The sequence below is a fragment of the Sphingobacterium sp. GW821-FHT03E03 genome, from assembly GCF_059420745.1.
Genome location: NZ_JBWKUH010000006.1, coordinates 44211 through 64699, shown reverse-complemented (window position 1 = coordinate 64699; position 20489 = coordinate 44211). Strand labels below are relative to the sequence as shown.

Below are 20489 nucleotides of genomic sequence, written 5' to 3'. Positions count from 1 at the left end.
TTTTTAGATTAAAAACTCAATTTATCAAACCGGAAATGATATTGATAGTCAATGCCACCACGAATGTGTTGAGTGCAAAGGAGAGGAGACCGTGAAACAACGCAACACGTCTTATCTTTTTCGATGAAATACCCACATCAGACACTTGAAATGTACAGCCCATTACAAAGGAAAAATACGCAAAATCCAAATAGTCCGGTTTGTCGTCCCCTGGGAACTCCAATCCACTGCCCTTGGAACCATTTTCATAATATAAACGTGCATAATGGAATGTGTAGATGGTATGAACCAGACACCAGGACGCCAGTATGGCTAGCATACAGATGACGATAATAAATGAATCACCAAGCTGTTTATCCTTAGTCGATATAATGATCATCAGTACAGAAATAAAACAGCTAACCGTAACTACTATTATAAATAGGGATACAAAAAGTCGGCTACCGTCTTCCTGTTGTGCTTTCTTAGCGATTGTGGTCACTGGCATGGTGTAAAACGTATACCAGGAGACCAATATATAGGAAATACAAAAGCCAAACCAACATAAAACCAAACTTAGCAAGGGTAGGGATTTAATTGGGGAGAAGATGTACACAAGTATAAAAACACAAATTGCGATTAGAGCCCGATGAATGGACTTCATTTGATGCAGGACTGTCTTTATGTTTTCCATGACCATAAATTAACAATCGAACTGTTCACTCGCCTCGAAAATCAAAGGTTTTCCGCCATTGGAAAGAAATAGTAATGTAGTTTCTTCCTCATAGTGACTTGGATTGGAAAAGATAAAATCCAGCTGTCCATCACGATCTATATCACCAACAAACTGTGTAGACATAAATACATGATCATATTGGTCTTTTTGAAATAAAGTTATTTCTTTAGCTCCCCCAAAGGTTGCATTAAGCTTGTAATGTGCGACTTCGTGAAATAGTTTTTCATGTCCCTTTTCATCGGTCTGCACTTCAGTGGATTTGATGTCTCCAAATCCTTTCAGAATAATCTGTTGTTTTCTAAAGTTATATTCTACGGATTCTTTGGGCCAGATTTCCGAATGGTTGATCTTTATATTTTCCACGGCCCCCGGTTTTAATCCCTTTATATTCAGAAATAAAAGTGAGTTTCTTTTGGACTCGACACTTTTTGACGGAACCTGAGCACATTCATCATAGCTATCCTTAATTTCATAACTCACTTTCTCCAGATAATATTTCCCCTCGCGCTCATAAAGATCAAACCAATCCTTATTCAATACAGCGGTTGGATCCTCTTTTTCCCAGATGCGATAACTGCGAACCAAAAAAATCTGTCCCTTTGAACTATCGGCCGCTGCCGAAATTGACACGCCTGTGCTGTCTTTCGACGTCAAAGATGAACTATCTTTCGTGGCAACCGAATCTATTGGGGTATCATCTTTTTTCGTTGTGGGACTGTGACAAGCTTGGATGAATAATAGTCCAAACAGTAAGGTCAAAGCAGAATAGCTGTTCATATTATTGTGAATTTTTATTTAAATATATAAAAATTCACAATATATAAACCCTTAGCTTTGTTAGGAGAGTGCTTCCTTAAGTAAGGAAAATGATTTCAGGCATTTTTCATCGTCAAAGATATAGGAGGTCGCCATAATTTCATCGACTTTATGATCTTTGACAAATTTCTCTATCTCTGGGGCGATTTTATCTTTATCTCCCACAAAAGCACAGGAAGCCATGCTGTGTACAGCTTGTTCGATGGCCGGAATGCCTTTGTAAATCACCTCTTCCGTTGGAGGCGATAAGGGTCTCCTTGTATTTGTTACTATACCAGCAAATAAATTATAGAAACTGGTTGATAAAAACTCAGCCTCTTCTGTACTGTCTGCAGCAATAACATTGACACAAGAAATAAAATAAGGTTTATCCAATACCTCCGATGGTACAAAGTTTTGATGATAGATCATACTTGCTGAGGCAAATTGAGCTGGCGCAAAATGTGTGGCAAAGGCGTAAGGAAGCCCTAAACTGGCCGCTAAATAAGCACTGTCCGTACTAGATCCCAGAATATAAAGGGGGATTTCCAGTCCTTCGCCAGGGAATGCTCGCACCTTTGCATCATAGTTATCGGTACTAAAATAACGCTGAAGATCTTTGACCTCCTGTGGAAACTGAAAGGCAGTATTTAGATTATTTCTTCGCAAGGCCATTGCAGTTAATTGATCAGTACCTGGTGCGCGACCTAAGCCAAGATCAATTCGACCGGGAAATAACGTTTCCAATGTACCAAATTGTTCGGCAATCACTAGTGGAGCATGATTAGGCAACATGATACCACCCGAACCTACTCTGATCCGGTCAGTATGTGAAGCAATATGTTGTATAAGCAGTGAGGTTGCCGAACTTGCGATATACTCCATATTATGGTGTTCAGCTACCCAGATTCTTTTAAAATCTAGTTTTTCGATATGTTGGGCAACTTTTACACTGCGAGCGATAGCACTAGCTGCATTTTCTCCCTTTTTGACAGGAGCTAAATCTAATGCTGATAATACGATTTTATCCATACATTAAAATTACGGAGAAGAAATAGGACAATTGTAATGAAATTGTCTATTCTAGGATTCGCTGTGTATGTATGACAATAAGCTGATCATTCAATAGTGTTGTGAAGAAGCTAAAGGTGTCTCCGGTATCTTTAATCTTAAACTTCTTTTTTATCTCCTCCGTTTTTAATGGAAAATTTTTGGCGATAATATCAGCAATTAAAGGACTTTTGTTTTTCTTGAATTCTGTGAAAGATTCAACCTGTTTTATCATAAATATTTTACCCGGAAAATCAGGGATTTTCTGATCCGATGTATATAAATGTGTGCTTTTGTGTAGTTTTTTTAACCCGAAACGATTGGCTATTGTTCTAAACGCACCAGCTTTGGTCAGGGCAACATCGGGCTCATAAAGATAGGATAAGGGGGCACTATAATCGACAAGGGTAGCCCGTTCCTCCTTATAAGTAAAGGAGATGATCTGTTGTTCCTCTTTAAAAAGTCGGACAGCGTGAATGACCGGCTCACCTATGTATCCTTTCTCTTGAATAAAAATAAGCTCTTTACAATCATTTTGCAAAGAAACAACATAAATATCCTTTACATGGACTAACATGCTCAATGCTGAGGAGATATCCAATAATGGCGCCAGCTTGCTGATAATAACATCTGATCGTTCGAAAAAATCGTATTGCAGTGCAACCAGATTGGGTTCACATTCGTCCAGTAAAAATACTTTCTTATTTTGAACTCTACGCGAAGGGTCCAGATAGATATAATCAAAGTGCGCCTGTGGATTATTAAGTATGTGATCTACACCATTTGTCGCAATAACCTCGATATTTGCAGCAGACAATATCCTGGCATTATATGCAGAAATTTGTGCAAGATCAGGATTGAGTTCGCATGAAATCACTTGTTTTGCTCGCGTTGAAAAATAATAGCTGTCGACACCAAAACCGCTTGTCGCATCAACTAAATTTGTACCTTCCTTAATAAGGGAACTTTTGAATAATGCCGTTTTTTCTGATGAACACTGTTCTAGATTTAGTTTAGCAGGAAAATAGACTCCTGGAGTCCCTGCCCACAAAGGTATTTTAATTCGTGTACGCTGCTTCCCGTCGAGTTGTGCAGCTAATTCAGAAGACGATATTCCTTCAAAAGGAGATTTCTTTAAAGCTATTTTAGTAGGAGACTCGCTCAGGTTTTTTTCCAAAAACAGCTGTACCTCCTTTTGAAGAATCAATCTATTCATTTATATTTTCTTAACAAGAAGCTGGCACGTATATCTATCTTTTAATTCACTGATCACCTCTTTATCAACCAAAACACGGTCGATGGTTTCTTGGTTATAATAACGGATCGTGATTAACTCAAGACCAGACTCGTAGGTAACTTTAAATCGTTGTTCAAGATCGTTAATTAAATCCACTAGATTCTTTCCAGTGTCATCCACGGAGACCGTAAAATTGATCGCTGTGTTGTGCATCATATTTATTTTGATACGATGTTCATGGAATAGATTAAAGATGTCTCTGAGGTTATCTTCCACGATGAAAGAAAAATCCCGGGGCGAAATGGAAATAAAAATCTGATTTACTTTAAATATAAACGAAGGAACCGGTAATGTCTGATTTGTACTTCGAATTATTGTTCCGGGAGACTCCGGATCAACAAAAGAACGCACATTTAAGGCAATTTTCTTATTCTGCAGTGGTTTGATCGTTTTCGGGTGAATTACTGTCGCACCATAATAGGTCAGTTCGATCGCATCCGTATAAGATAGTTCAGGGATCAATTCAGTTTTTTCAAACCATTTAGGATCAGCATTGAGTACACCTGGGACGTCTTTCCAGATTGTTACATTTTCGGCATTTAAACAAGACGCAAATATCGCTGCAGAATAATCAGATCCTTCACGACCCAATGTCGTTGTGAAATTCTCAGATGTAGATCCTAGAAAACCTTGTGTAATGACAATGTATTCGTCTAATATGGATGGAAGTTCAGCACGGATTTTTTCTTCTGTTTTGTTCCAGTCAACTGCAGCCTCTCGGTAGGTGTTATCTGTTAAAATATAATCACGTGCATCTAACCATTTAACTTTTTCACCAATAAAGGCAACATAGGCAGCGACAATTTTAGTGGATATCAATTCACCCATGGATACAATTTGGTCAAAGAGGTAATCGTAGGAGTCTTGAGGATCCTCTTCCAAAATCCATTCAATCTCGACAAAACAGTTGGCAATTTCATCGAATATTGGGTGTTCACCACCAGGAAATAGGTCCTGTAGAATTTGAAAATGGAATGCTTTGGCATCTTCAAGAGTTTGAAGCTGGGAGCCCGTATTGTTATAATATTCTCTGGTCAATTTCTCCAGAAGGTTTGTTGTCTTACCCATGGCAGAGATAACGACCAACAAAGCTTCGCCTTTGTATTTCGAAATAATCTTTGCTGAATTTCTGACACTTTCCGCATCCTTTACCGATGCACCTCCAAATTTAAAAACCTGCATTTATTTTATTGAGTTTAGTTGATTGCTAATTGATGCTATTGATATAGTGTAATCCTTTTTCTGATATTAGATCTTTAATAGCGGTGTAAGGGATGCGTAATTCAGTACTACCTTCCGCATAGGATTTAATTTCATAGATATTATAGTAGAATAATAATTCGTTTTTTTCAAACGTAAAATTATCTGCAAGTGAAAACTTGCCCTCTTCAAAAAAATACTTACCATTTAAGGGATCATCCTTATTTAATCCTTCTTGTTTACGAAAGCATTGTTCGGCTATGTTTGTAAATCTGCCTTTATCTTCTTTGCGAATAATATCGTCAATCGTGATGAAACGATTAGACTGTCTATCAAAGTTTGAATATAACGTTACATGATCGCCATGAGCTCCACCAGTATATTCTTCCTGTTTCGTTCGTATAGCAAGATAGACCGGTGTGTTAGCAACTACATCTACCTGAAGATCTCGATTCCAGGTCGCAGTAGATTTGCCGTTGTTATCATCCACATATTCATTGTAAGCACTGATAAAACGATGGGCAGCTTCTTCCATGCTTGTATCTCCTTCGAGATGAACAATAGATGAAACAAGATCATTGATTTTTACTTCATCGAATACCGGATAGCTTGCCCGAAAGTATGTGGTATCCAGCTGATCATCTCCTTTTAGAAAATAATTACTATGCTCATCAACCATTTTTTTATGATATGAGAGCGTATCTCCAGTTTGTGCAAGAGAAGGTGCGGCACTTTTGTTTTGACATGAATACAAAAAACTGCCTATAAATAAAATTTTCAAAAAAAGATAAAACCGCATTGAATTGATTGCTTCCCCTCTAATTTAATAAGTGATTGATACATTAATCCACTCCGAATCAAAATCAGCTTTATACCGTTCGTAGAATTTTATGGCAGACTCGTTCCAGTCCAAAACTTGCCATACCATGCCATGATAACCGCATTCTTTGCCGTAAGCCAGTGTTCTGTCAAAGAGTTGTTTACCCATTCCCAGTCCACGCATTTTTTCGGTGACGATTAAATCTTCCAGATAAAGCCTTCTTCCTTTCCAGGTGGAGTATCTGACGTAATATAATGAAATTCCAACAATTTCGTCGCCAACTTCCGCTACAAATGCACCCCAAACAGGATTATGTCCAAATCCTGCTTCTTCAAACTCCGCGGGGGAAACCGTTACTTCATCTGGTGCTTTCTCATAGATCGCCAATTCTTTGATTAGCTCAAGCATTTGCGGGCAATCGGACTTAATTGCTGCACGTATAATTGGTTTAGTCATTGTTTTTATAATGTTTAATTACCCTTTTACCAAAGATTGTACTTCCAATACGAACCATAGTGGAGCCTTCTTCAATCGCTAACTTGTAATCGGAAGACATTCCCATGGAAAGTATGTTAAAATAATCATCTTTACGGTAGAAGCTAGCTTTAACTCCATCAAATAACATCTTTAATTCGTAGAATTCTGCTTTAATCACCTTTTCATTGTCTGTATTGGACGCAATCCCCATTAGCCCACAAATTCGGATATTTTTTAGTTCCAGGAATTCTTCATCACGAAGCAACTCGATCAATTCGGCATGATCCAAACCGAACTTGGTGTCTTCGTCGGCGATATAGACTTGTAATAAACAATCGATGGTACGATTCGCTTTTAACGCATGTTTATTAATTTCCTTTAGCAGTTTTAAGGAATCAACAGAAGCAATTAGGCTAACAAATGGAGCAATATATTTCACCTTATTTGTCTGTAGATGTCCAATCATATGCCATTGAATATCTTTGGGTAAGAGTTCTGCTTTCTCAATTAATTCTTGAACGTGATTTTCGCCAAAAATACGTTGTCCAGCCTCATAGGCTTCCATGATTTCTGAATTGGACTTTGTCTTTGAAACTGCTACAAGCTGAACGCCCTTTGCTTCAGTTTCCAATCTTAAAGCTTCTAAATTACTCGCAATACTCATTTCCGATATAGTTTGATGATGTAAAAAGTGCCAAATGTCGGTGCTTTTTGTAAATTTGTACAAAACTACGAAATGCTACGATTAATACTGAATCTACTTGCGGTGATTTTTTTATTTGGTTCCTGTGTCAGACCAGAGGAGAAGGATATTATCTCACAAAGCAAATTTGTAAATGCTTTGACAGAAATCCAATTGACAGATTCATATCTCAATATTTTGCCCATTGATAGTGCACGCAAAGTGATGGTGCCTTTGTATCAGGTGACGTTTGATAAATACGGACTGGATTCCGTTTCCTTTAAAAAGAATCTGGACTATTACGGCAAAGATGCTGAGGTTATGTCAGCCATTTACAAGAAAGTGGAAGATAACTTGACGAAGGAGAATAAGTTTTATACAGATATCGAACGTAAAAAGCAAGATTCTATCCGAACAAGGGATTCGATTGTCAATGCGAGGATTCAGGATAGTACGAGTCGTGTGATGCGACAACAGCAACAGTATCAAGAACGTATTGCTGCACTTATCCATTACAAATCAAGTAAGGAGAAATTCAGTTTTAAAGAAGCTTCTTCGTTGTTTAACAAAAATTTCCAACAGAAAACAGGTGTTAGTTTGGATAGCTATTTAATGAACCAGCTAACTATAGGTAGTTCAACTACTCCAGCTGGATCACCACCGCCTGTTTCTTCAGGAAATCCTGCGTCCCCAGCATCAACACCTGGCGTTTCGGCAAAGGACACAGCAACGTTACCAAAACAAATGGAGCAAAGGCTTGAAAAACCTATTCTTACTCCACCACAGGCATTAAAGCCAGTGTCAAAACTTTAACCATCAAAGAATATAATTTTATGGTATATCCATTAAATGCGATAGATAAACTCGGCTTTTCCGAGATAAAAGATAAAATAAAACAAAAATGCCTGAGTGAATCGGGTCGTGAACTGGTCGAAAAAATTCAACCACAAACTCGCTATGATCAGATAGATCGCTTTTTGAGACAGACAAGCGAATTCAAAGATCTTCTTGTCAACGATGGGGCATTTCCAGTCGAGAATTTTTTTCCTTTAAAATCCATTATTGAAAAAGCGAGGGTGGAAGGCGCCTTTCTACTTGAAGAAGAGCTTTTTCGTGTCCTGTTATCTTTGAAAACTGTTTATGCCATCATTCGCTATTTTAACGAAAGAGAAGGCCTTTATCCGAATTTGGAAGTGCTATTTGAGCATTTGCCTATCGAGAAGGGAATCATCCGTGATATTGAAATAGTGATTGACGAGCGAGGAAAACTCAAAAATAATGCGTCACGCTTATTGCTCGAAATCACTCAACAAATACAACGGGCAGAACAAGATGCGCTCAAACGTATAAATAGTATCTTCAAAAATGCCCAGGACAGCGGGTGGACCGCGGATGGCAATTTGACTGTACGCGATGGACGTCTATGTATTCCGATCTTGGCTGAAAATAAAAGGAAGCTTAAAGGATTGATTCATGACGAGTCAGCAACAGGACAAACGGCTTATATTGAGCCAGAAGAAGTATTTCAGCTCAACAATAAAATTAGAGATCTTGAATTTGAGCGCAGGAGAGAGGTCATCCGAATTCTTGTGGAACTCACAGATAAAGTGCGGCCGCATCTCCCTTTATTGTTATCCTATCATGGCTTATTGACCAAAGTTGATTTTGTTAGGGCCAAAGCATTGTTTGCCTTGGATATTGAGGCCGAAATGCCTGAACTGTCCAAAGAAGCGGAGATCAATCTCATCAATGCCCGTCATCCATTGCTCATACTTAACGAACACCATAAAGGCACTGTAGTTCCTTTGAATATACAAATCGACCAGTTTCAACGTGTTATTGTTGTCTCCGGACCAAATGCCGGTGGTAAGTCAGTCTGTATGAAGACAGTGGGCTTGCTACAGATTATGGTGCAATCAGGTCTATTGATCCCGGCTGAGCCGACTACGAAAGTAGGTGTATTCAAGCAAATATTTGCTGATATTGGTGACGATCAATCTATAGAGAGTGACCTCAGTACGTACAGTGCACACTTGTCGAAAATGAAGTATTTTACGGAATTCGCCAATGGACGCACCCTGGTACTCATTGATGAATTCGGTACCGGAACAGACCCTCTATTTGGTGGACCTATTGCCGAAGCCGTATTGGAATCGTTGAACAAAAAGCAGATTAGAGGCGTTGTAACAACCCATTACTCAAACTTAAAGGTATTTGCGAGCAATACAACGGGTCTGGAGAATGCTTCCATGTTGTTCGATAACCGCGAGATGCGTCCAATGTACATTCTCCAGATCGGTAAACCTGGAAGCTCCTATGCCTTCGAAATTGCACAGAAAATAGGGCTAGGAAAGGATATTCTAGAAGCCGCCAAAGGGAAAATCGGTGTACAACAGAAAAAGGTAGATACCTTGTTGATCGATCTTGAACGTGAGAAGAAAGAGGTGTTTGATACAAAAGTTGCCATCAATAAAAGAGAGAAAGAACTTGAATCTCTTAAATCGGAGTACTTGGAATTGCAAGATTATCTTGAAGAAAATAAGCGGGTTATCCTGAAAAAAGCCAAAGAGGAGGCTCAGGAAATCATCAGAAACTCCAATAAATTAATCGAAAATACGGTTGCACAGATCAAATCAGCGAAAGCTGATAAGGAGAAAACCCGTGAGTTGCGCAGTAATCTGGATCAAGCTCTGAAAGCTGTTTTGCCGAAAGAGCAAACAGTGAAGCATGTCATTAAAGAAAAAGTAGCCGAGTCCTCCGAATTGAGTATAGGGGACTGGGTACAGATTATTGATAATGGAGCTGAAGCACAGGTTGTTGAAATTGCTAAAAACAACTTGATTCTTGCTATGGGAGAATTGAGAACAGTACAGAAGCGAAAGAATGTTATTAAGCTCGAAGGACGTGAAAACAAGAAATCAGCAAAAAGCTTGTCTAAATCATTGTCTGCGGGTACTGTCGCAGATTTTAATCCGGAACTTGACCTAAGAGGGATGCGCACCGAAGATGCGTTGAATGAATTGGAGAAAGTACTGGATAGGGCCGTTATGGTGGGCTACCCATCATTAAAAATTATCCACGGTAAAGGAGACGGCATTTTACGAAAATTCATTCGGGATTACTTGCGTAAATACAGCCATGTCAGCCGGTTTGAAGATGAACATCAAGACCGCGGTGGAGACGGAATAACTTACGCTTATTTATAGCAATAGAAAGAACTCGCAGATGTAAGATGCGAGTTCTTTCTTATCTTTTTAGATCGCCTGATCTTTGCCACCAAAGGTGATCATCACCATACCTACAATGATAACAAACATACCGACAACCTGCTGCCAGCTCAGTGGACTTTTAAAATAAAATGCCATTGCCAATTGGACAGTCAGAAAAGTCCCTCCTGAACATAATGCGATAACAATAGGTTGAGAGACATTCTTAAATAATTGAATGAGAAACCAACTTGCCGAAAGCAAAATAATATTCCCAACAATCAACGCTGCCCATTTATACTTGGGGTGAATACCGCCCAGTTTAAATAGGATAGAGGAGACAATTTGGCAAGCCCAAAATGCCGCAAAATAAAGGTAGTTTAACATATTGCCGTTATTCGTATCTACTGTAAGCACCGTTAAAAGATTGACGCATTAAGGAGAACTGATCTATCACAGTTTTAAGAAATTCCTCATCAAGCAATTCAAAAACACCATTTACACCACCTATGATGTCAACCTCTGCAATTTTATAGGATTGCTCCAAATTTCCTTGTTCAAATTTGATGATGAATTTCTGGTTCATTCCAAAGATGGAAATCTTGCAATCAGGATGGGGGAGTTCCGCTATTAATCTCATGTAAATCTCTTGTTTTAAAAATTACCATAAAAGTATAAAAAAACGCCCAAATGAAATACATTTGAGCGTTCAGGATTATGATATGATTAGAAAAAGGCTGATTATACAACTCCCTGAGCTTTCATGGCATTAGCCACTTTAATAAAGCCGCCAATATTGGCACCTTTTAAGTAGTTAACAAAATCACTTTCTTTGCCATATTTCAAACAAGTCTCATGAATGCTTTCCATAATTGTTTTCAGACGGCTATCAACTTCCTCAGTACCCCATTGTGTACGGATCGAGTTTTGGGACATTTCCAGGCCACTTACGGCAACCCCGCCCGCATTTGCAGCTTTCCCTGGTGCAAAACTAATTTTAGAATCTAAGAAAACCTTAATTGCTTCAGCAGTGGAAGGCATATTAGCGCCTTCAGCAACACAGATGCAGCCGTTTGCCACAAGTGTTTTTGCATCGGATTCATCCAATTCATTTTGTGTCGCACATGGTAATGCAATATCACATTTGAATTGCCAAGGTTTTTGTCCCGGTAAAAACTGTGCATTTGGATAACGAGCAGGGTATTGGTCTAAATTCCGTCCCAAAGTTGCTCCAAAAGCCATTTTCTCTGTGTCAAATCCATCTGGATCATACAATGTGCCGAGGCTATTGGAGACGGTAATTACTTTTGCACCTAACTGCATTGCTTTTTCAACTGCATAAAATGCAACATTACCAGCACCTGAAACCGTTGCCACTTTTCCCTGTAAAGATTGTCCTTTATGTTTAAATATACAGTCTACGAAGTATAGTAGACCATATCCGGTAGCTTCCGGACGAATATAGGAGCCGCCCCATAATTCACCTTTGCCTGTTAGGACTCCTGTAAAGTTATTCTGAAGACGCTTGAATTGTCCGAAAAGAAAGCCAATTTCACGTCCACCAACACCGATATCTCCGGCAGGAACATCTGTATCTGCACCTATATGACGATATAATTCCGTCATAAAGCTCTGGCAAAAACGCATGATTTCATTATCTGATTTACCTTTTGGGTCAAAATCGGAACCGCCTTTACCACCACCGATCGGTAAGCCTGTTAAACTGTTTTTGAAAACTTGTTCAAAAGCAAGGAATTTCAAGATACTTTGATTTACAGAAGGAGCGAAGCGGAGACCTCCTTTATATGGACCTATAGAACTATTCATTTGCACACGGTATCCGCGGTTTACCTGTACTTGATGATTGTCATCTAACCAAGTTACACGAAAAGAAATAATACGTTCAGGCTCGGTCAGGCGTTCAAGAATTTTTTGGTCGAAAAATTCAGGATGATTGTTTGCGATATAAGGAAATAAATCCTCTGTAACTTCTTTTACAGCTTGTAAGAATTCTGGCTCATTTGGATTGCGTTTCTCAACGCTCGCAATGAACTCGTTAAAATTTTTTGACATGTTTTAATTAGTAAAATTTCCCTTTGGCTGGCACTAATTTATGTATTTTTTAATAAAAATCCAATTTTTGTTAATTTTTTATAAATTTTAAGTTGTTATAATGAAATTTCGAATTCTATAAAATATGGCTATTTAGCTTGATAATATAGAATTGTAGCCGAAATCAAATCATCCACGTATTTTATTCGACACTTTAGCTAAAAAAAAGAATCATTTTCGTTTTTATAATAGAACAAACTAAACGTAATGATTTGTGTAATTCTAAGCCTTATAAATTTTAAAATTTATAAGGCCACCATGAAGTCTTAATAAATTGTACGATCTAATTTTAAGCGGAATTACAATTGGTTATGGTGCAATGAGAATAGAATCTTCGTTATAACAATGTAGCAATACGATTTTATTACAAAATAGAACAAATCGTTGGGTAAAAGGGAGGGTTTACAAATTACTATTTAACATAATATAAATTATAATAATTATATGTACTAATGAGGGCTGAGGCTTTTAAAAGAATTATTTGATATAGTTATTTCAATTTTGAGGTTACTATAAAATAAGCTTTCCTACAATGATTTGCAAATAAGACTTACACATTTTAATAATAAAATAAAAAAGGAATCCAAGCATTTTGCTTGGATTCCTCAATAAATATTTAGGTTGAGTATTTACAGATTAAAAAATGTTAATCAATAGCCTGAATCATCAAAGCGCCAACTGTTAAGTTAGTCCGTGGATCAATGACAATGGCTTGAGAATTTGCAGAATTTTCTGTCTGTAAATCAAATACAAGATTTTCAGCAGATTTGATTGCAATGCGACCAATATCATTGAGCTTGATTGTTTCGTCGAAAACTTTATCCTGTGTGTTGATGTCAAATTTATAAAGCACATCAACAATCTTAATTTTTGTCAATTTACTGTGGCTCTGAAGCAAGTAGATCTGTTCGGTATCCAAGGGTTTATTGTCAAACCAACATACGTTTGCCTGTATATTACGCTCAAATTTTGGCTGTTTTTCAACATTTGCAATCGTGTCGCCACGGCTAATGTCCACATCGTCTGTTAAATGAAGGATAACTGACTGTCCATTTTCTGCACGGTCAAGCTGTAGGCCGTTAAATTCTATAGTCTTTACAGTACTGTATGTTTCAGAAGGATAAATAATCACCTGATCGCCTACAGTAAGCCCCTCTCCTAACACTCTGCCGGCATATCCCCTATAGTCATGGAGATCATCTGTTTGTGGCCTTACAACCCATTGTACAGGGAATCTCCAATTCGCCGCTTGATTTTCGTGGATTTCAACATTCTCCAGGTAATCCAATAGCGATTCTCCTGAATACCATAGCATACGATCAGATTTATGAACAATATTGTCTCCTTTTAATGCGGATACAGGGATAAAATCAACATCCTGAAGTCCTAGATTGGCAGCCAATTGCTGGTAATCATTTTTGATTTGTTCAAAAACAGTAGCACTATAATCTACCATATCCATTTTATTGACACACACCAATACTTGTTTCATTGCCAGTAATTTAGCAATAAACGAATGCCTTTTCGTTTGTTCAATAACCCCCTTTCGTGCATCTACCAATATGATGATCAGCTCAGAATTAGATGCGCCGGTAACCATGTTTCGCGTGTATTGAATATGGCCTGGAGCATCAGCGATAATATATTTTCGATGATCGGTCTGAAAATATTTGTAAGCAACATCGATGGTTATCCCTTGTTCGCGTTCTGCCTTTAGTCCATCCGTTAATATCGCTAAATCTACTGTTCCATCATCATTTTTTCGGTTGGCACGCTGTATCGCTTCCAATTGGTCATCCAAAATAGAATTGGTATCGTATAGCAATCGACCGATTAGGGTGCTTTTACCATCGTCTACCGAACCAGCTGTTATAAATTTCAATATATTCATTGTTGTCAATATCAAGTATTAGATTTGAGAAATTAAAAATATCCCTGTTTTTTGCGTTCTTCCATTGCTGCCTCGGATACTTTGTCATCCATCCGAGCCCCACGTTCACTGACTGTTGATGCCTTGATTTCCGCGATGATATCATCTAAAGCAGTTGCTGTAGAATCTACTGCCGCAGTACAGGTCATATCACCCACCGTCCTGAAACGAACAGATTTAGTTTCAACAACATCCTCCTCATCAATATTCAAAAATGGTGCAGCCGCCATTAATTGTCCGTTACGGGTAATTACCTCCCGTTCATGGCTAAAATAAATGGATGGCAATGCAATTTGTTCGCGTTTGATATAATTCCAGACATCGAGCTCAGTCCAGTTTGATATCGGGAATACCCGTACATTCTCGCCTTTGTTTATCTTACCGTTGAAAATACTCCACAACTCAGGTCTTTGTCTTTTTGGATCCCATTGTCCAAACTCATCGCGAACGGAGAAAATACGTTCTTTTGCACGTGCTTTTTCCTCATCCCTACGTGCTCCTCCGATACATGCATCGAAACCGTGCTTCGAGATCGTATCGAGTAAGGTAACAGTCTGAAGTGCATTACGACTTGCGTTTTTACCTGTTTGCTCAACAACTTTGCCCTGATCTATACTGTCTTGGACATAGCCAACAATAAGTTTTTCTCCGATTTCTTCAATAAGACTGTCACGGAAAGCAATAGTTTCTGGGAAATTGTGCCCAGTATCAATATGAACCAGTGGAAAAGGAAATTTACCCGGTCTAAAAGCTTTTTTTGCTAGATGAACCAATGTAATGGAATCTTTTCCGCCCGAGAATAATAATGCTGGTTTTTCAAACTGTCCAGCAACTTCTCTTAATATATATATTGCTTCCGCTTCTAAATGATCTAAATAGTCCATTCTTTGAAATAATAAAATTTGATTTAATGAATTCGGGTTTACGCTTTTTATAATTAAGCTTTAACAGCATGTAAACCACATTCTTTTTTACTCTGATCTTCCCACCACCATCTTCCGGCCCGAAAATCTTCTCCTTCCTGAATAGCTCTTGTACATGGTTGACAACCAATGCTCGGAAAACCTTTGTCATGTAAGACATTATAGGGAATATACTGTTCTTTACAATACATTTTTACCTGTTCAAAGGTCCAGTCAAACAGTGGATGGATTTTTATGATATCATTTACTTCGTCATATTCTACAAAGTCCATATCATGTCTATTGACCGATTGTTCAGACCGAATGCCGGTAATCCAGATTTTTTTTCCTTTGATAGCACGCTGCAACGGTTCAATCTTCCTGATCCGACAACATTCTTTACGGTTTTCAACAGATTCATAGAAAGAATTAGGTCCCTTTTTACTGATAAAATCTTCCAACAATGTCGTATCCGGTGTGTATGTTTTGATATTCAGTTGATAACGTTCTAATGTGCGACTCCACAAAGAGTATGTCTCTTTGAATAATCGCCCCGTATCTAAAGTGAAAATCTCGATACCAATATTGTTTTTGCCAATCCATTCGGTGATAATCTGATCTTCTATCCCAAAAGAAGTCGAAAAAACAACTTCTGAAGGATATAGCGTTGCAATTGCTTGCAGCATCTCCGTTCCTTTTTTATCGCCGATAATTTCTTTAATTTCCTTAACGCTCATGACGTAATATATTTTTGGTATGTTCGTTCAGCTTCTTTACCTTAAATTCAAAGTCTCCTTTCAGCTGTTCACGATATTCGCTCATCAATGAAAGCGTTTCGTCGATTTCGGCTGGTAATAGATCGTTGAGCAATTCCTTCACCCTTTTTGCAATTGTTGGTGATTTGCCGTTTGTGGAAATCGCGACTTTTAGATCGCCCTTAGTAACAATAGATCCCAAATAAAAGTCGCATAGATCTGGTTTATCCGCTGCGTTGAAAAGTATATTGTGAAGTGATGTTAACTCACGAAGTTCATCATTCAGTTCCATATTGTTCGTCGCAGCAATCACAAGGTGCTTGTGCTCAATGTCACTCGTCTCAAAAGGACGGATGTGAAGTTGAGTGTGAGGGTAATTCCTGAGTAATATTTCAAATTCTGGAACAATTTCCCTTGCGACAACAGTTAGTTTCAATCTCTCATCACTTGTTATCAATGCCTGGAATTTTTCCAATGCAACTTTTCCACCTCCGACCAATAAGGTCTGGATCTGATCAAGTTTAACGAATATGGGAAATAAATGATTCATACTTATTTATAATGCAAGTGCTTTTTCTTTAATCTGTTGAAACGATCTGTGTTTCGCGACAACTTCACCTATGATGATAATAGCTGGTACACCGATTCTCTTTTCGGTAGATTCATCTAATATATTGTCTATTGTTCCCAATACAACTTTTTCATTGGGCAATGATCCATTCTGAATCAAAGCGATTGGTAGATGATGAAGATTTTTATCCCGGTAGATGGCTACAATTTCAGCTAATTTTCCATAGCCCATCAGGACGATCACAGTCGCATTGGATTCTGCCGCCAAGTATAGGTCGCTAGATAAACTGCCATCAGATTTTGACCCTGTTATCACCCAAAAGCTTTCGCTAATCCCTCTATAAGTCAAAGGAATCTGCTGTAGCCCTGTTAGGCCAATAGCGGAGGAAATACCAGGTACAACGGCTGTTTCAATGCCATATTGTGCCACATGATCGATCTCCTCACCTCCACGTCCAAAGACAAAGGGATCTCCACCTTTCAAACGCACCACATGCCCATAATTCAAGGCATAGTCAACCAATAAACGATTGATTTCATCTTGCGAGATTGAAAGCTGTTCAGCACGTTTCCCGACATAAATTTTTATACAATCTGCTTTCGCATAATCCAATAATTCATCATTGACAAGCGCGTCATACAAAATAACATCCGCTTTCTGGATTGCTTTGATCCCTTTTAGGCTAATCAATTCTGGATCTCCTGGCCCCGCACCTACCAAAGTTACTTTTGCTTCTATCGACATTCCGTTCCCTCCTAAGCCAATACAGGCGTTAAATTTTTACGTTGATAAACCTCATTGATAAACTTTGTGGCTTCTTGCAGATAACCTGTTGCAAAGCCCTCAGTAGGTTCATTTTTACTGATTTGTAAGACAAGCTCCGGAAATGACTGATCAAAGTTATATTCCCCAGACTCCACAAAATGTGTCTGGAATTCATTGATCACTGTATTTTGCGTGCTTGCGCTAATACCTTTATCTAACAACAAGGCTTTTGCTGCCTGAACAAAGGCATTGTATGCATGATAGATAGCGTCTGCGAATTTTGCTTCCTGGAACGTCTCGTTTGCCCATTGCAGTTTTTCCTCCGCCTCATAAATCAATGTTGCCACGAGATCGATCACCACTCCGGCACACTCACCCACACCTATTGCTGTTTGGAAAGTCCCCTCATGGCCCCAATCCACAAACTCATCTTCCGCAAGTGTGGTCAGATCCGACAATGGTTTTAATAGATTGTAAAAATAATTTTTACCCTGTCTGTCGTAATACGTATGAAAGTTTTCAGTTTCTTCAGCATTCTTTTTGTAATCGTTCAGTACGAATTCCACCACATGCAATACGCGCTTGGTTGGTACTTTGATAATTCGTTCGGCAACCCGGCCTTCGCCATCGCCGATCGTACCACCACCAAGCATAACCTGGGCAGCGGGAACTACCTTGCCCTCTGCTTTAACTGAGCTGCCATGAAAGCCAATATGTGCCAGTCCATGTTGACCACAGGAATTCATACAACCGGATATCTTAATTTTCAAATCTCTGTTGAAAATAAAATCTTGGTGGAATTCGGCGATATACGATTCAATGACCCGCGCCATTTCGGTACTATTTGAGATGCCAAGATTACAAGTATCCGTTCCGGGACATGTTGTCACATCTGCAGTACTGTCAAAACCTACCTGTGCAAGATCAAGTGATTTGAGCAATTGGTAAATATGAGGTAGCGATTTCTCAGTTGCATACTTCAATAGTAAACTTTGGTTTTGTGTTATCCGGATATCATCCGCAACGAGATCTTTTAATCCAGCGACCAAGGATCGCGCTTTATCCGTGCCGATATCTCCAGTAGAAACACGTACATAGACACCATAATAGCCTGCTTGCTTTTGTTCAAATGTATTCGTATTCTTCCATACCTGATAGTTTAAGTCGCTATCCAGATCAAGTACAGTAATTTTGCTGTCATCAGGTGGCAGCGGTTGTTCAATTTTGGTTCGATCAATAGCGAAAGTCTTTACTTTTGTAGCAATCTTTTCTGCTTCGATTAGATTCAATACCTCTTCCAGGCCAAGTTTTTGAATAAGATATTTAAAGCGGGCCTTGTTACGGTTATTGCGTTCACCATATCGGTCGAACACCCTTAAGGCAGCCTCGATATAAGGAATAAGTTCGTCTTCTGGTAGAAATTCATTTGTTAGCGATGCTAAAAATGGCTGTGATCCCAGTCCACCTCCTAGCAAGACTTTGAAACCACGTACTTCCACACCATCAACATACTTCAATTTTGGAATAAAACCCAAGTCATGAATATAGGAAAAAGCGGTATCCTCTTCACTTGCAGAAAAAGACATCTTGAATTTTCTGCCCATCTCCGCACAGACCGGATTACGTAGAAAATATTCAAATGTCGCCTGTGCATACGACGAGACATCAAAAGGTTCTTTTGGATCAATGCCCGAAGTTGGCGAAGCCGTTACATTACGAACGGTATTACCACAGGCCTCCCTTAAGGTAATATCGTCCTCTGCCAATTTTGACCAAAGTTCTGGAGTTCTGTCCAGACTTACGTAATGAATCTGAATATCTTGACGTGTGGTCAGATGCAGGTTGCGACTTGCATATTCATCAGATATTGCCGCGATTTTGATCAATTGTTTAAAAGTAACTTTTCCAAATGGAAGTTTGATACGAACCATTTGAACCCCTGGTTGTCTCTGTCCATATACTCCCCTGGCTAGACGCAATGATCTAAATTTCTCATCAGCGATCTTACCTTCGTGAAATAACCGAATCTTTTTTTCAAGTTCAATAATCTCCTTTTCCACGACTGGATTTTCTAATTCTGTACGGAAGCTTTGCATAAAACAAATAAAATCTATTGATTTAGTATTCTTTTCTCGAGTCAAATGTAAAAATATTTTTTTAATATTCTATAATATCTACCAAATTAATATATATTTGCCGTATAAAATTTAATATACTAAACCTGTAGACTAATAGGTGTAATGATAAAAAGATGTTTTATAGCCCTCGTTTTTAGCTTTATAGTTGTATCTAAGATCTCGTCATGCGCGCCAAAAATAAAGAATGGATATAGCAAAGAGCGTGGGTTTGAAGGTAATATTTCATTATCTGGAGCCTTTGCCCTCTACCCTTTGGCGGTAATCTGGAGTGAAGACTTTAAAAAAATTCACCCTCATGTTCGTTTTAATATTTCTGCAGGCGGAGCGGGAAAAGGAATAGCCGATGTGTTAACTGGTATGGTAGACATTGGCCTAGTATCACGGGATCTTCATGCACAAGAAATCAAAAAAGGTGCAGTTCCTACTGTCGTTGCCAAAGACGCTGTAATATGTACATTGAATCCTGGCAATCCAAATTATAAAGCATTACTGAAACGGGGCTTAACACGGGAGGAGCTTTCGGATATTTTTGTTAATCAAAAATTGAAAACATGGAATCAAGTTGATCCGCAATTTACTTCGGATCCGATTAATGTCTACGTGCGTTCGGATGCCGCTGGAGCGGCAGAAACATGGGCCAAATTTTTTGGACACAAACAGGAGGATCTGCAAGGTGTTGGCATCTTCGGGGACCCTGGCATCGCCCAAGCTATTAAAGATGATAAGTTTGGCATTGGCTTCAACAACATTAATTATGTATATAATTTAAAGACAAATAAAGTGTTTGATCATATTGATGTATTGCCATTAGATTTAAATAAAAATGGACAGATTGAAGCAGATGAACAATTCTATGGCTCCCTGTCGGACTTGACAGGAGCAGTTGCGGCGGGAAGATACCCTGCCCCTCCTTCGCGTGATCTGACATTTGTCACACGAAATAAAACTGAGTCCTTGCTTTTGAAGGAATTTATCTCATTTGTACTGCAGAAACAGGCGCAATCACAATTACTGGAAAATGGTTATGTACCATTGAGTGAAACACTGATTAATGAAGAACTAAAAAAGTTATAG

Annotated in this window: 20 protein-coding genes; 3 read left to right on the top strand and 17 right to left on the bottom strand. The window is 38.7% G+C overall.

What is annotated here, in order from left to right; genetic code table 11:
• Positions 1-16: 16 nt before the first annotated feature.
• The 8 genes from AC07UV_RS09485 to AC07UV_RS09450 all read right to left on the bottom strand — a co-directional run bounded on the left by AC07UV_RS09485 (position 17) and on the right by AC07UV_RS09450 (position 7018).
• Entirely contained in the window at positions 17-643 is a 627-nt protein-coding gene (locus AC07UV_RS09485; RefSeq protein ID WP_282256128.1) for a DUF1345 domain-containing protein, read from the bottom strand.
• Positions 644-682: 39 nt separating this feature from the next.
• Complete coding sequence (locus tag AC07UV_RS09480) at positions 683-1492, bottom strand: hypothetical protein (RefSeq protein ID WP_495183518.1); 810 nt, start codon at positions 1490-1492, stop codon at positions 683-685.
• A 60-nt stretch (positions 1493-1552) separates the two neighbouring features.
• Positions 1553-2542, bottom strand: coding sequence for an LLM class flavin-dependent oxidoreductase (locus tag AC07UV_RS09475; protein WP_495183517.1), 990 nt, complete (start codon positions 2540-2542; stop codon positions 1553-1555).
• A gap of 46 nt (positions 2543-2588) precedes the next feature.
• The gene (locus AC07UV_RS09470) at positions 2589-3776 is read right to left on the bottom strand and encodes a class I SAM-dependent methyltransferase (protein ID WP_495183516.1); all 1188 of its coding nucleotides are present in this window, start codon (positions 3774-3776) and stop codon (positions 2589-2591) included.
• Positions 3777-5039 (bottom strand): aspartate kinase, encoded by a 1263-nt coding sequence (locus tag AC07UV_RS09465; protein WP_495183515.1) that lies wholly within the window; start codon positions 5037-5039, stop codon positions 3777-3779.
• Positions 5040-5064: 25 nt separating this feature from the next.
• Positions 5065-5736: a DUF3298 and DUF4163 domain-containing protein gene (locus tag AC07UV_RS09460; protein WP_495183514.1), complete on the bottom strand. Its 672-nt coding sequence runs from the start codon at positions 5734-5736 to the stop codon at positions 5065-5067.
• A gap of 144 nt (positions 5737-5880) precedes the next feature.
• Entirely contained in the window at positions 5881-6333 is a 453-nt protein-coding gene (locus AC07UV_RS09455; RefSeq protein WP_495183513.1) for a GNAT family N-acetyltransferase, read from the bottom strand.
• Positions 6326-7018 (bottom strand): YggS family pyridoxal phosphate-dependent enzyme, encoded by a 693-nt coding sequence (locus AC07UV_RS09450; protein ID WP_495183512.1) that lies wholly within the window; start codon positions 7016-7018, stop codon positions 6326-6328. The genes AC07UV_RS09455 and AC07UV_RS09450 overlap by 8 nt, the downstream gene beginning before the upstream one ends.
• Before the next feature lie 72 nt (positions 7019-7090).
• On the opposite strand from AC07UV_RS09450, the gene AC07UV_RS09445 reads away from it, so the two are divergent.
• Positions 7091-7849 carry a DUF4296 domain-containing protein gene (locus AC07UV_RS09445; protein ID WP_495183511.1) on the top strand — a complete coding sequence of 253 codons (759 nt, stop codon included), beginning with the start codon at positions 7091-7093 and terminating at the stop codon, positions 7847-7849.
• A 20-nt stretch (positions 7850-7869) separates the two neighbouring features.
• On the top strand, positions 7870-10242 hold the full coding sequence (locus AC07UV_RS09440) for an endonuclease MutS2 (RefSeq protein WP_495183510.1): 2373 nt from the start codon (positions 7870-7872) through the stop codon (positions 10240-10242).
• Between the two features lie 48 nt (positions 10243-10290).
• Here AC07UV_RS09440 and AC07UV_RS09435 read toward each other — a convergent pair whose 3' ends face one another.
• From AC07UV_RS09435 to AC07UV_RS09395, 9 genes are all read right to left on the bottom strand, one after another.
• Entirely contained in the window at positions 10291-10629 is a 339-nt protein-coding gene (locus tag AC07UV_RS09435; protein WP_495183509.1) for a hypothetical protein, read from the bottom strand.
• Between the two features lie 7 nt (positions 10630-10636).
• Positions 10637-10882 (bottom strand): hypothetical protein, encoded by a 246-nt coding sequence (locus AC07UV_RS09430; protein WP_495183508.1) that lies wholly within the window; start codon positions 10880-10882, stop codon positions 10637-10639.
• Between the two features lie 101 nt (positions 10883-10983).
• A complete protein-coding gene (gene gdhA, locus AC07UV_RS09425; protein WP_495183507.1) occupies positions 10984-12315 on the bottom strand; it encodes an NADP-specific glutamate dehydrogenase in 1332 nt (443 codons plus the stop codon).
• Between the two features lie 685 nt (positions 12316-13000).
• The gene (locus AC07UV_RS09420; RefSeq protein ID WP_495183506.1) at positions 13001-14245 is read right to left on the bottom strand and encodes a sulfate adenylyltransferase subunit 1; all 1245 of its coding nucleotides are present in this window, start codon (positions 14243-14245) and stop codon (positions 13001-13003) included.
• Positions 14246-14277: 32 nt separating this feature from the next.
• Complete coding sequence (cysD, locus tag AC07UV_RS09415) at positions 14278-15168, bottom strand: sulfate adenylyltransferase subunit CysD (RefSeq protein WP_282254300.1); 891 nt, start codon at positions 15166-15168, stop codon at positions 14278-14280.
• A gap of 53 nt (positions 15169-15221) precedes the next feature.
• Positions 15222-15923 (bottom strand): phosphoadenylyl-sulfate reductase, encoded by a 702-nt coding sequence (locus tag AC07UV_RS09410; protein ID WP_282254301.1) that lies wholly within the window; start codon positions 15921-15923, stop codon positions 15222-15224.
• Positions 15913-16491, bottom strand: a complete 579-nt coding sequence (locus AC07UV_RS09405) for a precorrin-2 dehydrogenase/sirohydrochlorin ferrochelatase family protein (RefSeq protein WP_282254302.1) — start codon at positions 16489-16491, stop codon at positions 15913-15915. Before AC07UV_RS09405 ends, AC07UV_RS09410 begins: the two co-directional genes overlap by 11 nt.
• A gap of 6 nt (positions 16492-16497) precedes the next feature.
• Complete coding sequence (cobA, locus tag AC07UV_RS09400) at positions 16498-17256, bottom strand: uroporphyrinogen-III C-methyltransferase (RefSeq protein WP_282254303.1); 759 nt, start codon at positions 17254-17256, stop codon at positions 16498-16500.
• Between the two features lie 11 nt (positions 17257-17267).
• A complete protein-coding gene (locus tag AC07UV_RS09395) occupies positions 17268-19373 on the bottom strand; it encodes a ferredoxin-like domain-containing protein (RefSeq protein ID WP_282254304.1) in 2106 nt (701 codons plus the stop codon).
• 144 nt (positions 19374-19517) lie between these two features.
• Here AC07UV_RS09395 and AC07UV_RS09390 point away from each other — a divergent pair, with 144 nt between their 5' ends.
• Positions 19518-20489, top strand: a complete 972-nt coding sequence (locus AC07UV_RS09390; protein ID WP_282254305.1) for a PstS family phosphate ABC transporter substrate-binding protein — start codon at positions 19518-19520, stop codon at positions 20487-20489.

Coding starts and splice junctions, on each gene's coding strand:
- AC07UV_RS09455 (WP_495183513.1), bottom strand. CDS start 6,333: ATGACTAAACCAATTATACGTGCAGCAATTAAGTCCGATTGCCCGCAA.
- AC07UV_RS09440 (WP_495183510.1), top strand. CDS start 7,870: ATGGTATATCCATTAAATGCGATAGATAAACTCGGCTTTTCCGAGATA.
- cysD (WP_282254300.1), bottom strand. CDS start 15,168: ATGGACTATTTAGATCATTTAGAAGCGGAAGCAATATATATATTAAGA.
- AC07UV_RS09390 (WP_282254305.1), top strand. CDS start 19,518: ATGATAAAAAGATGTTTTATAGCCCTCGTTTTTAGCTTTATAGTTGTA.
- AC07UV_RS09480 (WP_495183518.1), bottom strand. CDS start 1,492: ATGAACAGCTATTCTGCTTTGACCTTACTGTTTGGACTATTATTCATC.
- AC07UV_RS09470 (WP_495183516.1), bottom strand. CDS start 3,776: ATGAATAGATTGATTCTTCAAAAGGAGGTACAGCTGTTTTTGGAAAAA.
- AC07UV_RS09445 (WP_495183511.1), top strand. CDS start 7,091: ATGCTACGATTAATACTGAATCTACTTGCGGTGATTTTTTTATTTGGT.
- AC07UV_RS09405 (WP_282254302.1), bottom strand. CDS start 16,491: ATGAATCATTTATTTCCCATATTCGTTAAACTTGATCAGATCCAGACC.
- AC07UV_RS09485 (WP_282256128.1), bottom strand. CDS start 643: ATGAAGTCCATTCATCGGGCTCTAATCGCAATTTGTGTTTTTATACTT.
- AC07UV_RS09435 (WP_495183509.1), bottom strand. CDS start 10,629: ATGTTAAACTACCTTTATTTTGCGGCATTTTGGGCTTGCCAAATTGTC.
- AC07UV_RS09475 (WP_495183517.1), bottom strand. CDS start 2,542: ATGGATAAAATCGTATTATCAGCATTAGATTTAGCTCCTGTCAAAAAG.
- AC07UV_RS09395 (WP_282254304.1), bottom strand. CDS start 19,373: ATGCAAAGCTTCCGTACAGAATTAGAAAATCCAGTCGTGGAAAAGGAG.
- AC07UV_RS09420 (WP_495183506.1), bottom strand. CDS start 14,245: ATGAATATATTGAAATTTATAACAGCTGGTTCGGTAGACGATGGTAAA.
- cobA (WP_282254303.1), bottom strand. CDS start 17,256: ATGTCGATAGAAGCAAAAGTAACTTTGGTAGGTGCGGGGCCAGGAGAT.
- AC07UV_RS09450 (WP_495183512.1), bottom strand. CDS start 7,018: ATGAGTATTGCGAGTAATTTAGAAGCTTTAAGATTGGAAACTGAAGCA.
- AC07UV_RS09430 (WP_495183508.1), bottom strand. CDS start 10,882: ATGAGATTAATAGCGGAACTCCCCCATCCTGATTGCAAGATTTCCATC.
- gdhA (WP_495183507.1), bottom strand. CDS start 12,315: ATGTCAAAAAATTTTAACGAGTTCATTGCGAGCGTTGAGAAACGCAAT.
- AC07UV_RS09460 (WP_495183514.1), bottom strand. CDS start 5,736: ATGGTTGATGAGCATAGTAATTATTTTCTAAAAGGAGATGATCAGCTG.
- AC07UV_RS09410 (WP_282254301.1), bottom strand. CDS start 15,923: ATGAGCGTTAAGGAAATTAAAGAAATTATCGGCGATAAAAAAGGAACG.
- AC07UV_RS09465 (WP_495183515.1), bottom strand. CDS start 5,039: ATGCAGGTTTTTAAATTTGGAGGTGCATCGGTAAAGGATGCGGAAAGT.